Origin of the sequence: uncultured Phascolarctobacterium sp., from assembly GCF_905212365.1 — a bacterium.
Taxonomy (GTDB): domain Bacteria; phylum Bacillota; class Negativicutes; order Acidaminococcales; family Acidaminococcaceae; genus Phascolarctobacterium_A.
The window spans coordinates 19,037-32,197 of the sequence record NZ_CAJMEH010000016.1; the positions used below are offsets into that span (position 1 = coordinate 19,037).

The window sequence follows — 13,161 nt, forward strand, 5'->3', positions numbered from 1 at the left end:
AAAAATTAAGATATATATGCGGGCAGGCTTTGTTCTGCCTGCTTTGATAACAGATCAGATGGTTTTTAAGGAGGCTTTTTGCGAATGGCAAATAATAAATTGCTGAAGATTTTAGTGGCCGGCGATCCGGTGCTGCGTCAGGTAGCCAAGCCGGTGGAGCGGATAGATAAGAAGCTGCTGCGCTTATTGAAGGATATGGCGGAAACCATGTACGCCGCCGACGGCGTGGGCCTGGCTGCGCCGCAGGTGGGCGTATCCAAGCGCGTAGTAGTTATCGATGTGGGCGAGGGCCTGCTGGAGCTTATCAATCCTGTGATTGTGAAAAAGGAGGGCTCGGCGCTGGGCAGCGAGGGCTGTCTTTCCGTGCCTGATTACGAGGGCGAGGTGGAACGCGCCAGCTATGTGGAATGCGAATTTACCGACCGCAGCGGCAAACGAATGCTGCTGCAGGCTCACGAGCTTTTGGCTGTGTGCATTCAGCATGAGCTGGATCACCTGGACGGTATTTTGTTTATCGACAAGGCTGCTACGCTGACGCCTAAGCAAAGGACTACGCCGGCAGATGTGGTGAAATAAGGATTAAGGGAGCGAGAAATTTTATGATGCGGATAGTATTTATGGGCACTCCCGATTTTGCCGTGGGCAGCTTGAAGGCCATAAGCGAATGCGGGAAATATGAGATTGCAGGCGTTGTTACCCAGCCTGACCGGCCCAAGGGACGAGGCAATAAAATGCTGATGACGCCGGTGAAGGAGTATGCGCTGAGCAAGGGCTATACTGTTTATCAGCCTCAGCGCGTTAAAACTGCGGAATTTATCGAGGTGCTGCGCGCTTTGCAGCCTGATTTAATTGTGGTGGCTGCTTTTGGTCAGCTGCTGAATAAGGAGCTTTTGACGCTGCCAAGATTCGGCTGCATTAACGTACACGCTTCGCTACTGCCTAAATACCGCGGCGCTGCGCCGATTCAGTATGCCATTATCAAGGGCGAGAAGGAATCCGGCGTAACTATTATGCAGATGGACGTGGGCATGGATACCGGCGATATGCTGGGCAAGGTAATTGTGCCTATCGAAGAGAATACCACTATGGGAGATTTGCACGACCAGCTGCGGGATAAGGGCGCAGAGCTTTTGCTGCAGGTGATGGAGCAGATTGAAAAGGGTACGGTAAGGGCGGAAAAGCAGGACGACAGCCAGGCGACTTACGCCAGCCTGCTGGACCGCAGCATGGAACGCATCGACTGGTCGAAGCCTGCGCAGGAGGTACACAATTTAATCCGCGGCTTTAACCCTGCGCCCAGCACCTTTACGACGCTGCCTAACGGCAAGAGCCTGAAGCTTTGGGGCAGCCGCTTAACGGCGCAGACCAGCGCTGCCGCTCCCGGTACGGTGGTGGCAGTGGGCAAGCGCAGCTTTTTTGTGGCCTGCGGCAGCGGCGTACTGGAAATTACCGAGGTGCAGCCGGAATCGAAGAAGCGCATGCCTGCGCAGGTGTTCATTAACGGACGCGGCGTGCAGGAGGGCGAGCTTTTAGGCGGCCCTCAGGAGTAAAAAGGAGTTTCTTATTCCATGATGGAAGACGCATTTAAACCGAAAAAAAGAATTTTTATGGCTTTGACCTCTGTCAGCGCGCTTTTGGGCGCTATGATGATTTATATGGTCTGGAGGGTGACGGTGCCCGGCTTGGCGCAGATATCTTGGCTGCTGCCCATCGTTTTTGGTCTGGTGGGCGCGGTGCTGGTAGCGGCGCTGCTCAGCGGCGTACTGGGAATAGTGATGGCGCTTTTGGGACTGCCGGTGATGAAGCTGTTGTTTTTCTGGGCTTGGAAGGCTATAAATATCTTATTCCCTTTTGCCGTAGTGCTGGGACGGCTTTTTAATATTCCCCGCGACAGAATCGAGCAGTCCTTTATCGAGGTCAGCAATAATCTGGTGCTGCAGCATAAGGTAAAGGTTTCTGCCAATCGCATTATGATTTTAACGCCCCATTGTATTCAGCTGGATACCTGCGTGCATAAGATTACCCGTAATGTAGAGAATTGCCGTCAATGCGGCCGCTGTTCCGTAGGCGAAATGCTGGGGCTGGCTCATAAGTACGGCTGCCATTTTGCCGTGGCTACGGGCGGTACGCTGGCACGGCAGATGGTCAAGCAGGCGCGTCCCAAGGCCATTGTGGCCGTGGCCTGCGAGCGCGATTTAACCAGCGGTATTCAGGACGTGTTTCCACTGCCGGTTTTGGGCGTACTCAATGAGCGCCCTTTCGGTCCCTGCTTTAATACGCGCGTGGATATTAAAAAACTGGAAACGGCCATTTTAGCTTTTATGGATGACGAGGAAGCAAAGGAAAAGAATGCAGAAGCAAACGATAAAGCAGCCCAAAACTAAGCAGGCACGTTCAGCGGCACCCAACGCCCGCAGCGCGGCGCTGACGGTGCTGCAGCAGGTATTGGCGGAAGGCGCTTATACGAACATCGCCGTTAATAAATATTTGCGCGCTCATGCCCTGGAGGATATGGAGAGGCACTTTTTTACAGAATTGGTTTATGGCACGGTGAAGGCAGCAGGCACGCTGGACTGGTATTTGGAGCGCTGTGTCAGCCGTCCGCTTGGGTCCGTAGCGCCGGAAATTTTGCAGGTGCTGCGGCTGAGCGCTTACCAGCTTTTGTTTATGGAGCGGATTCCTGCTTCGGCGGCCTGCAACGAGGCCGTAAAGCTGGCGCGCAGCGTTAGCCACGAGGGCAGCGCTAAATTTGTCAACGGTGTATTGCGCGGTTTGCTGCGCAAGCTGCAGGCAGGGGAGATAGCTTTGCCTGACCCGCAGCAGGACGACGCCGGGTACTTGGCGATTAAATATTACCATCCGCGCTGGCTGGTGAAGCGCTGGCTGGGGCCCTGGGGCAAAGAGGGCACAGAGGCGCTTTTGGCCTTTGATAATAGTCCTGCGCCGGTGTGCCTGCGGACGAACACCTTGATGACGACAAGAGAGCGCCTGCTGGCCGCTTTGCAGGAGATGGGTGCGGAGGCGCACACTTCCCGATGGAGCGAAGATGGCATCGTTTGCGATAAGCTGCCGTCGCTGAGCGGTATGCTGGCAAAAATGCAGCAGGATTTTTATGTGCAGGACGAAAGCTCTATGCTGGTGGGCCGCGCAGTGAACCCGCAGCCGGGTATGCGCGTATTGGATTTGTGCAGCGCGCCCGGCGGCAAGGCAACGCATCTGGCGCAGCTGATGCGTAACCAGGGAGAGATAATCGCCTGCGATATTCATGAGCATAAGCTGCGTTTAATAGAAGAAAATGCCCGGCGCTTAGGCGTAAGCTGCATTAAAACGCTGCTGAACGACGCCGGCGCATTGCGGGAGGAGTGGCTGAATACCTTCGACCGGGTGCTGGTGGACGCGCCCTGCTCCGGCATGGGCGTGCTGCGGCGGCGGGCCGAAGCACGTTGGTGTAAGCAGCGCAAGGATTTAAAGCTGTTTCCGCCCTTGCAGCTGGCTATTTTAAATAATGCGGCTCGCTATGTTAAAGAAGGCGGACGCTTGGTATACAGCACCTGCACCATCGAGCAGGCAGAAAATCATTATTTAATTGAAGAATTTTTGACGCAGAACAGCCAGTGGCAGCGCGTGCCCTTGACCCATCCCCTGACGGGCGAGACGGAGGAGGAGCTGCAGCTGCTGCCCCAACGCGACGGGGTGGACGGCTTTTACATCTGCGTTTTGGAGCGCAGGTAAAAGTAATGAAGCAGGATATTTTTGGCTTAACAATTGAAGAGCTGCAGGCGGCGCTGACGGCTAAAGGCATGAAGACCTTCCGCGCTAAGCAGGTGTTTCAATGGCTGTATCAAAAATCAGTTTTTGATTTCAGCGCTATGCGCAATTTAAGCAAGGCGGATATAGCGCTGCTGGAGGAAAACTTTACCGTGCTGCCGCGGCGTATTGCGGTGCTGCGGGAGCAAAATTCCAGCGACGGGCTGACCAGCAAGCTGCTTTTGGGACTGCCGGACGGCAACAGCGTGGAAACGGTGCTGATGCGCCATGATTATGGCTGCAGCGTCTGCGTTTCCAGCCAGGTGGGCTGCGACATGCATTGCGCTTTTTGCGCCAGCGGCTTGAACGGAGCGGTACGCAATTTATCGGCTGCTGAAATTATCGCGCAGGTATATTTATTTAACGAGCGTCTGCGCGGGGAAAACACTATGGTCAGCCGCGTGGTGGTTATGGGCAGCGGCGAGCCCATGCTGAATTTTGACGCTGTTATCGGCGCGCTGGATTTTCTGCACCGCGAGGATACCTGCCTGATGAGCTATCGCAATATGACGATTTCCACCTGCGGCATTATTCCGGGTATCCGGCGTTTAGCGGAGCAGGGCAAGCCTATCAATCTGGCAGTTTCCCTGCATGCGGTGCGCAGCGAGCTGCGTACCAGCCTGATGCCGGTCAACAAGGGCTTTCCCTTTGCCGACGTCATCACTGCGGCCGAAGCCTACAGCGAGGCTGGCGGCAGGCAGGTGACTTACGAATATATTTTGCTGAAGGATAAAAACGACAGCGTGCAGGACGCGGAGCTATTGAGCAATTATCTGCGCTTTAAGCACGCCAGCGTCAATTTAATACCGGCCAATCCCGTGCCAGAGCAGGGCTTTGAGCGACCGTCCCGGCAGCGGGTGGAGCGTTTTCTGAAGATTTTGCAGAAAAACAGAATTAACGCGACTGTGCGTAAGGAAATGGGTAAGGATATTGACGCGGCCTGCGGACAGCTGCGGGCGAAATTTGCTAAGGAACAGGAGCATAAATGATGCGGGTAGTCAGCAAGACCCATGTGGGCCTGGTCAGAGAAAATAATGAGGACGCCCTTTTAGTGCGCGAGCCCTATTTGTTTGCAGTGGCGGACGGTATGGGCGGCTATGCGGCAGGCGAGATTGCCAGCCGTTCCACTATTAAGGCCTTTGAGGCGGCGACCTACAGCCTGCGCCGCGAGCAGGGCGAACAGAATGCCGCAGAGGTGCTGCAGGAGGCTTTTGCCAAGGCCAACGCTCATGTCTATAAAATGGCGGTAAGTAACGATAAATTCAAGGGCATGGGCACAACGATGACTGCGCTCTATCTGCCGGGAAACGGCGAGGCCTACTGCTGCCATATCGGCGACAGCCGTCTGTATCTTTACCGCAACGGGCAGCTGCGGCAGGTGACACGCGACCACACCTTTGTAGCCGACCTGCAGGAGCAGGGCAAGATAACTAAAGAGGAAGCCTTTGTGCATCCGCAGCGGCATATCCTGTTGCAGGCCATGGGCGTGGACGAGGAGATTCAAAGCGATTGCCTGCATTTTGCCGTGGAACCGGCGGACAGAATGCTGCTGTGCAGCGACGGGCTTTCCGATATGCTGCGGGACCGGGAAATAGCCGGGATTATCGGTACAGAGGATTTGCAGCAGGCGGCTGATAAATTGCTGGAGCAAAGCCTGGACAACGGCGGCAGGGATAACGTATCTTTGATTTTGATAGATTTAACGGCGCAGGGGGAGGAAGGCTGCAATGGATAAAAAGGGCAAAACCATATTGAGTGGGCGCTATGAGATAATCCGCGCTATCGGCTACGGCGGTATGGCGGAGGTTTATCTGGCGCACGATCAGCTGCTGGACCGCAATGTAGCCGTTAAAATGCTGCGCGACCAATTCCTGGAGGATAAGGAGCTGCTGGAGCAGTTCCGGCGGGAGGCTAAATCGGCGGCGCGGCTGGTGCATCCTTATATTATAAATATTTACGACGTAGTGTCGGAGGGCAGCAGCCAGTATATCGTTATGGAATATGTGGACGGCGTGACGCTGAAGGAATATATGCAGGAGCATAAGCTGTCTTTGAACGCCGTACTGGAAATTGCCGTACGGCTGGCGGACGCTTTGCAGCACGCTCACAGCCATAATATTATTCATTGCGATATTAAGCCGCAGAATGTGCTGCTAGATAAGAACATGAATCCTAAAATCGCTGATTTCGGCATCGCCAAGATGGTGACGAACCAGACCATGGTATATTCCAAGTCGGTGATGGGTTCCGTGCATTACATTTCGCCGGAGCAGGCCAGCGGCGGCAAGATTACAGCCTGCAGCGACGTATATTCTCTGGGCGTAGTGCTTTTTGAAATGCTGACGGGGCAGGTGCCCTATGTGGGGCCGACGGCGGTGGCTGTGGCTATGATGCACGTGGAAAAGCCGGTGCCGCAGCTGGCGGATTATATGGAAAATGTACCTGAAGGCATACAGGAGATTATCAATAAGGCATTGGCTAAAAATTGTGCGGAGCGTTATGCTGACGCCGGGCAGCTGCGCCGCGATTTGCTGGCTTTGAAGATGAAGCTTTTCCCGTTCAGCAGCGAGGATTATACGCAGGAATTGGGACCGGTGAAAACCAGCGCCGTTAAAGAGGATAATCCGGGCGAAGGCGCAACTATGATTATGAAGCCGGTACGGCGGGGGAGCCGCTGGAGCAGACGGCACAGCTGCCGGAGGCCCAGCCGGAGGAAACGGTTCAGAAGGTACAGGCGGAAGCAGGGGAACAGGGGAAAATGGCAAAGAGAAAGCTGAATTATACGAAGCTGCTGATTTATATTACGGCGGCAGTGGTGATGATATCCGTGGCGGCACATTTTATTTTCAACCGTACTTTGGCAGAAATAGCCGTGCCTGACGTTACTAAAATGACGGTAGTGGAGGCGCAGAAGCTGCTGGAGGAAAAGGAATTTAAGGTGGAGCTGGAGGAAAAATACGGCGACCCGGCAAAATTCAAGCCGGGAACCGTTATGGAGCAATCGCCGGCAGCGGGAGAAAAACGCAAGCAGCGCAGCTTGATTATACTGACTATTTGCAAAGGCGCAGAGCTTAAACCGGTGCCTGATTTAGCGGGTATGTCCTTGTCCAAGGCCGAGCAGACGGCGCTTAACTCCGGCTTTAAGCTGGGCAAGATAACCAAGAAGCATGTGGACGGTCAGCGTATCGGCAGCGTGCTCAGTCAATCTCCCAAGGCTTTGGATAAAGCGCCCAGGGGCAGCGGTATCGACCTGGTAGTGAACGAGGGCGATAAAGAGGTGCCTAACTTAATCGGCAAGCCCATCAGCGAGGCGAAAAAGCTGCTGGCCAGCGCAGGCCTGACCTTAGGCGAGATAAAAACCGTCACCGACCACAGCGCAGTGAAGAATGTAGTGCTGGCTTCTAATCCTAACGCCGGAACTAAAATCGGCGCAGGCGACGCCGTAAGTATTACGGTGGCCGAAGGCAGCGGCGAAAAGCGCAGCGCTTATGTAGATTTTGTAGTGCCGGGTAATAAACCGACGAACGTCGAAATTGTCTTAATTGACGAAAATGGAAAGAAAACCCTTTACAGCGGCAGCCAAAAGGGCGGCGTGCGCTTGCGCCAGCGCGTGGAATATACCGGCAGCGCCCGCGTGCAGATGCTGTGCGATGGCAAGCTGGCCAGCGAAAAGAGCCTGTAAATTATGACAGAGCTGCAGGGCAGGGTCCTGAAAAATTATAACGGTTATTATTATGTAAGCGTAGAAAACAGCATTTATACCTGTAAGGTTAAAGGGCGGATGAAGCAGAACCGCTTTTCCTTGGTTACCGGCGATTTGGTAAGTTTGTCGCCGGGAGCCGCAGGCGAGGGAATGATAACCCAGGTGCTGCCGCGCAAGAATTTTTTGCCGCGGCCTACGCTGGCTAATCTGGATTTATTTGTGGCAGCCTTTGCCTGCGCAGCGCCGGACTTCAGCTTTTTGCTGGCCGATAAGCTGTTGACCTTGGCTGCGCTGGCGCGGATTCCGGCATTACTGGTGCTGAATAAGGAGGATAACGCGCCTGTAGGCTTGATTGATAAAATAAAAGCGGTGTACGAGCCCATAGGCTACGAGGTCTATACTCTATCGGCTAAGAACGGCACCGGCGTCGAAGCGCTGCGGCAGCGCCTGCGTGGGCAAATCTGCGCTTTTGGCGGTCCTTCGGGCGTGGGCAAATCTTCGACTATCAACGCCATTGACAGCAGCGTTGCTTTGCGTACCGGCGCGGTCAGTGAAAAAATTGGCCGCGGCAAGCATACTACGCGCTTTGCCCAGCTGCTGCCCTTTGACGAAGGCTATATCGCAGATACGCCGGGCTTTGGTAATTTGCTGCTGGAGGGCTTGGAGCCGCAGCAGGTGCAGCAGGCCTTTCGTGAGTTTGCCTTGTATGAGGACGGCTGCCGTTTTTGCCCCTGCACTCATACGCATGAGTCGGTGTGCGGCGTGAAGGAAGCAGTGCAGGACGGACGGGTGGCGGCCAGCCGCTATGAGTCTTATTTGGCGATGCTGCAGGAGGTCAGGGATCTGAAAAGAAATTTATAGGCTGGCGCAGAGCGCTGCCTTTATGGGAGGGATAAGAGATGCTTAAAATTGCTCCGTCGATTTTGTCCGCCGACTTTGCTTATCTGGCAGACGAAATCAAGAAAATCGAGGAGGCGGGAGCCGATTGGGTGCATATCGACGTTATGGACGGCTTGTTTGTACCTAATTTAACCTTCGGCGCGCCGGTGGTTAAAAAAATACGCAAGGTAACGCCGCTGTTTTTTGACTGCCATCTGATGGTGGAAGGCCCAGAAAAATATATTGCTGATTTTAAGGCAGCAGGGGCGGACCAGATTGTCGTTCATGCAGAGGCTACCAAGCATCTGCACCGTTGCGTACAGCAGATTAAAGGCGAAGGCATGAAGGCGGGCGTAGCGCTGAATCCGGCAACGCCTTTGAGCGCGGTGGAGGAAATTCTGCCTTATGTGGATATGGTGCTGCTGATGACGGTGAACCCTGGCTTTGGCGGGCAGTCCTTTATTGAAAGCATGGCACCGAAGATTAAGCGCCTGCGCCAAATGATTAAAGACGCAGAGCTGAACGTGGATATTCAGGTGGACGGCGGTATTAATGATAAAACTGCTAAGCTGGTGCGCGAGGCGGGGGCTAATGTTTTAGTAGCGGGCTCCTATGTGTACGGCGCTCAAGACGTTAAGGCTGCTATTGCCAGTTTGAGGGCTTAACAAAAAATTTCCCGATTGACGGTGTTTGCCAATCGGGAATTTTTTTATGCGTTGTTTAATTTTACATATCGTGGAATTGCATGCCGATATTGCTGTGGCGCAGGAAGTTCAGCGTTACCTCCGGGAAGGAAGCGTAGCTTAAAACGTCCTCTATGGGAGCGTTGGGGAAGCCTTCTTCCGCCAGCTTTTCACGCAGCTTTTTCAGCTGTGGCGCAATGTCGTCTGCCGGGCGATGGTCAATCTGCGGCGCAGCGCCGATGGCAAGCTTGCGTACTTCGGGGTCAATCGGTCCCGGAGTGCGGCCGTATTTGCCAAGAATAAGGTCCTTAACCTCGCGGGGAATCATTTTGTAGCGGCCTAAAGCCACATTGAGTACGGCCATGGAGCCGACAATCTGGCTGGTAGGAGTTACCAGCGGCGGATAGCCAAGCTCAGCGCGCACGCGGGGCATTTCCTCCAGCAGCTGCGGATATTTATCTGCTACGCCCATTTCCTTCATTTGGTTGAGCAGATTGGACAGCATACCGCCGGGAATCTGGAAGGTCAATACCTTGGGGTCGATGGGGATATTAGCGTTTAAATTGAAATCGTTGGTCAGATTGGTGCGTACCTTTTTGAAATAATCTGCCAGCTCGTGCAGCGCGCCGAGGTCGATGCCCGTATCATAGGGAGTACCCTGCAGCGTTGCTACGATGGATTCAGTGCAGGGTTGGCTGGTAGATTCGGCAAAAGGCGACAGCGCCGTGTCGATAATATCCACGCCTGCTTCAATTGCTTTTAGGTAGGTCATGTCGCCCATGCCGCTGGTGAAATGGGTATGCAGGTCAATGGGCAGGTTCAGCTCGGCTTTCAGGCTGCGAATCAGGCTTTCAGCAGCGTAAGGACGCAGCAGGCCGGCCATATCCTTAATGCAGATGGAATCGGCGCCCATTTGCGCCAGCTCTTTGCCTAAATTAACAAAATCGCTGTCCTTGTGATAGGGGCTGATAGTATAAACGATACAGCCCTGCACATGAGCGCCGGCTTCTTTGGCGGCACGCATAGCGCATTCCAGATTGCGGGTATCGTTGAGGGCGTCAAAAATTCTGATAATGGAAACGCCGTTGGCTACGGAGCGTTTAACGAATTCGCGCACTACGTCGTCAGCGTAATGGTTGTAGCCTAAAATATTCTGACCGCGCAGCAGCATTTGGATAGGAGTTTTCGGCAGATGCTTTTTCAGCGTGCGCAAACGCTGCCAGGGGTCTTCGTTAAGAAAACGCAGGCAGGCGTCAAAGGTAGCGCCGCCCCAGGCTTCCAAGGCATAATAACCAGCATTATCCAGCTGCGCCAAGGCGGGCAGCATATCCTTAATACGCATTCTGGTGGCTGCCAGGGATTGATGGCCGTCGCGTAATACTGTTTCCACTATTTTTACTGGTTGCTTGTCCATATTTCTTCGCTCCTTATTTTAAAATTGTGTAATGCTTTTTTATAATACCATTATAGCATATTTTAATGGATACTGTATACATGATTTGACGATAAAATTACCGCAGCAGAATAGCTGCGGTAAAATATTTTTGCAGATTATATTTTAATTGCGCGTCGGCTGATTGCTGACCACAGGCTTGCCCATAATCTCATTGATGCGCTGCTTCATGCTGCGGCGCTGGGTGGAGGGCTTCGTGCTTACTGCAGGAGCTTGCTGCTGAGAGGACTCTTGAGCTTTGGCAGATTTAGCGTTGTCATTATTGCTCTTGCCGTCTTGAGCGTTATCCTTGTTTTGCTCCTTATCCTTATCTTTTTCGTCGTCCTGCTTTATTTCAGGCTCGGCAGGAACAGCTACGCCGGGATTAGTAAAGCTGCTGCGCGGAGCGGCGGCTAAAGCGTTGCCCATAAAATCATGCCAAATAGACAGAGGCGTGGTGCTGCCATACATATGATTCATCGGCTTGTTATTGTCGTCGCCAACCCAGACTGCTGTACACAGGTCGGGTGTAAAGCCTACGAACCAGGCGTCGATGAAGGTATCGGTGGTACCTGTTTTGCCTGCCGCCGGACGGCCGATGCCCATACCGCCGCCGGTGCCGCTGATGAGTACGTCCTCCAGCATATTGGTTGTCAGATAAGCGGCTTCTGCATCAATAACGCGCTTGCTTTGGGGCTTGGCTTCATAGAGTACTTTGCCGTCGCGGTTAACAATTTTGAGCAGTGCTATAGGCTTGCAGTAAATGCCGTTGGTAGCAAATACGCTGTAAGCGGAAGCCATTTCCAGGGGGTTAACGCCTTTGGTCAGACCACCTAAGGACATAGCTAAATTCATATCGCTGTAAGAGCCGGAATCCACCAATGTGGAAATGCCCATTTTTTCAGTGTTGGCAATGATTTTATCTACGCCTACTTCACGAGCCAATTTAATTGTAGGAATGTTTATGGAGCGCTTGAGCGCAGTTCTCAGGCTGACCTTGCCATGCCAGCTTAAGTCGGAGTTCTGGGGCTTCCAGCCGGGAGAAAATTCCTCCTCCTTATCTTCAATAACGTTGGCGGGAGTAAAGCCGTTCTGCATAGCGGTTACATAAACGAAAGGCTTAAAGGCGGAACCGGGCTGACGCACGGCCAAGGTAGCGCGATTGAATTTATCGTCGCCGCGGCCGCCAATCATGGCCTTAACATAACCGGTTTTGGGGTCTACGGCAACTAAAGCCATCTGCGGCTGTGTGCGATTATTGCCATCTTTATAATAATTGGGCAGATGGCTCATTGCGTTTTCCGCAATTCTCTGCATATCGGAATCCAGAGTGGTGTAAATTTTTAAGCCGCCCTTGTATAAGGCGTCGGCGCCTACCTCTTCGATAACCTTCTGACTTATCATATCAAAGAAATAGGAGCGGGGATTACTGTTGGCCTTGTGGGAGGTGTTATAAGCAATTTTTACAGCCTTGGCGTTGGCGGCCTGATCGGCAGTAATAAAGCCGTACTTCACCATTTGGTCGATAACCAGCTCCTGACGTTTTTTACTTTCCTGAGGATTCTCAAAGGGATTGTAATAGTTGGGGCTTTTAGGAATAGCGGCCAGCGTAGCTGCTTCGGCGATGTCAAGATTTTGAACATGCTTGCCGAAATAATATAAGGAAGCGCTTTCGATACCGTAAGCGCCTTCGCCAAAATAGATTTGGTTCAAATACATAGTGAGAATTTCATCTTTAGTATATTTTTGTTCCAGCTCTTTGGCGATAAAGGCTTCTTTAATTTTGCGGACAATGGTGCGCTCCTGCGTCAGAAAGGCGTTTTTAGCCAGCTGCTGGGTAATGGTGCTGCCGCCCTGAACCTCGCTGCCGCTTAAAGTGGATACGAGAGCGCGGGCCGTACCGCGGTAATCGATGCCGCCGTGCTCATAGAAGCGATTATCTTCTATAGCGATAAAGGCTTGCTGAATATGCTTGGGAATTTTGTCGATTGTGACTGGTATACGGCGTTCTTCAGATAATGTGGTATAAATAGTATTGCCATTTATATCGTAAAATTGAGAAGCCGCGTCAGGAATTAAAGTCTCGTCCATATTGGAAGGTGCGAACAGGCTGGAAAAGCCGTAAAGCACGGAGACTCCCATAATCATCAGGCAAATTACGCAGATGACTAAAAATTTTAGTACCTTAAACATTTTCTACCTCTTCTACAAATTATTAACTAATGCATGAAAGGGTCTGCATAGTAAGACTATTATAGCATTTCCGCATTGTTTTGTCATATATTTCCTGCTGAATAAAATGCTGCCGTAACGGGTTTAGCATAAACGTGCAAAAAAAGTCGAAAAAAAGTAAAAAAGGGTGTTGACAATCGGAAAGCAGAGTGGTATTATATACAAGTCGACGCGATACGGCACTGAATAAACGCCAACATCGCTAGACAAAATGAAGATGTTGGCAAAGAGGAATTGCTCAGATTCGCGAAGCCGCAAGATTTGCGAGCGAGATAATACTAAAGTATATCGAGCGAGAAAATCACAGCGGCGACAAAGAAGCTGACAATTTATCGAAGCCAAGAACCTTGAAAACTGAACATCAACCTAGAAAAAAGCGAATGTGCGGGTCGAGCGCGTAAGCGCAAGACCAAGTCAAATATTTC

Annotated in this window: 12 protein-coding genes; 10 read left to right on the plus strand and 2 right to left on the minus strand. The window is 52.4% G+C overall.

What is annotated here, in order from left to right:
- Positions 1–84 precede the first annotated feature (84 nt).
- Genes def through rpe form a run of 10 tightly spaced genes read left to right on the plus strand, consistent with a single transcriptional unit; the run spans position 85 to position 9,054 of the window.
- Positions 85–576 carry a peptide deformylase gene (gene def / locus QZ105_RS04310; protein WP_293728625.1) on the plus strand — a complete coding sequence of 164 codons (492 nt, stop codon included), beginning with the start codon at positions 85–87 and terminating at the stop codon, positions 574–576.
- A 26-nt stretch (positions 577–602) separates the two neighbouring features.
- The gene (fmt, locus tag QZ105_RS04315; protein WP_366935983.1) at positions 603–1,550 is read left to right on the plus strand and encodes a methionyl-tRNA formyltransferase; all 948 of its coding nucleotides are present in this window, start codon (positions 603–605) and stop codon (positions 1,548–1,550) included.
- Positions 1,551–1,568: 18 nt separating this feature from the next.
- A complete protein-coding gene (locus QZ105_RS04320) occupies positions 1,569–2,384 on the plus strand; it encodes a DUF116 domain-containing protein (RefSeq protein WP_293728627.1) in 816 nt (271 codons plus the stop codon).
- Positions 2,350–3,732: a 16S rRNA (cytosine(967)-C(5))-methyltransferase RsmB gene (rsmB, locus tag QZ105_RS04325; protein WP_293728628.1), complete on the plus strand. Its 1,383-nt coding sequence runs from the start codon at positions 2,350–2,352 to the stop codon at positions 3,730–3,732. Before QZ105_RS04320 ends, rsmB begins: the two co-directional genes overlap by 35 nt.
- Positions 3,733–3,737: 5 nt before the next feature.
- The gene (gene rlmN / locus QZ105_RS04330; protein WP_293728629.1) at positions 3,738–4,796 is read left to right on the plus strand and encodes a 23S rRNA (adenine(2503)-C(2))-methyltransferase RlmN; all 1,059 of its coding nucleotides are present in this window, start codon (positions 3,738–3,740) and stop codon (positions 4,794–4,796) included.
- Positions 4,793–5,542 carry a Stp1/IreP family PP2C-type Ser/Thr phosphatase gene (locus QZ105_RS04335; protein WP_293728630.1) on the plus strand — a complete coding sequence of 250 codons (750 nt, stop codon included), beginning with the start codon at positions 4,793–4,795 and terminating at the stop codon, positions 5,540–5,542. Before rlmN ends, QZ105_RS04335 begins: the two co-directional genes overlap by 4 nt.
- The gene (locus QZ105_RS04340; RefSeq protein WP_293728631.1) at positions 5,535–6,584 is read left to right on the plus strand and encodes a protein kinase; all 1,050 of its coding nucleotides are present in this window, start codon (positions 5,535–5,537) and stop codon (positions 6,582–6,584) included. The genes QZ105_RS04335 and QZ105_RS04340 overlap by 8 nt, the downstream gene beginning before the upstream one ends.
- On the plus strand, positions 6,566–7,489 hold the full coding sequence (locus QZ105_RS04345; protein WP_293728632.1) for a PASTA domain-containing protein: 924 nt from the start codon (positions 6,566–6,568) through the stop codon (positions 7,487–7,489). The genes QZ105_RS04340 and QZ105_RS04345 overlap by 19 nt, the downstream gene beginning before the upstream one ends.
- A gap of 3 nt (positions 7,490–7,492) precedes the next feature.
- Positions 7,493–8,371 (plus strand): ribosome small subunit-dependent GTPase A, encoded by an 879-nt coding sequence (gene rsgA, locus QZ105_RS04350; RefSeq protein WP_293728633.1) that lies wholly within the window; start codon positions 7,493–7,495, stop codon positions 8,369–8,371.
- A gap of 38 nt (positions 8,372–8,409) precedes the next feature.
- Positions 8,410–9,054 (plus strand): ribulose-phosphate 3-epimerase, encoded by a 645-nt coding sequence (gene rpe, locus QZ105_RS04355; RefSeq protein WP_293728634.1) that lies wholly within the window; start codon positions 8,410–8,412, stop codon positions 9,052–9,054.
- Positions 9,055–9,115: 61 nt separating this feature from the next.
- On the opposite strand, the gene QZ105_RS04360 is transcribed toward rpe, so the two are convergent.
- Positions 9,116–10,486, minus strand: a complete 1,371-nt coding sequence (locus QZ105_RS04360) for a pyruvate carboxylase subunit B (RefSeq protein ID WP_293728635.1) — start codon at positions 10,484–10,486, stop codon at positions 9,116–9,118.
- Between the two features lie 144 nt (positions 10,487–10,630).
- The gene (locus QZ105_RS04365; protein WP_293728636.1) at positions 10,631–12,697 is read right to left on the minus strand and encodes a transglycosylase domain-containing protein; all 2,067 of its coding nucleotides are present in this window, start codon (positions 12,695–12,697) and stop codon (positions 10,631–10,633) included.
- Between the last annotated feature and the right edge of the window lie 464 nt (positions 12,698–13,161).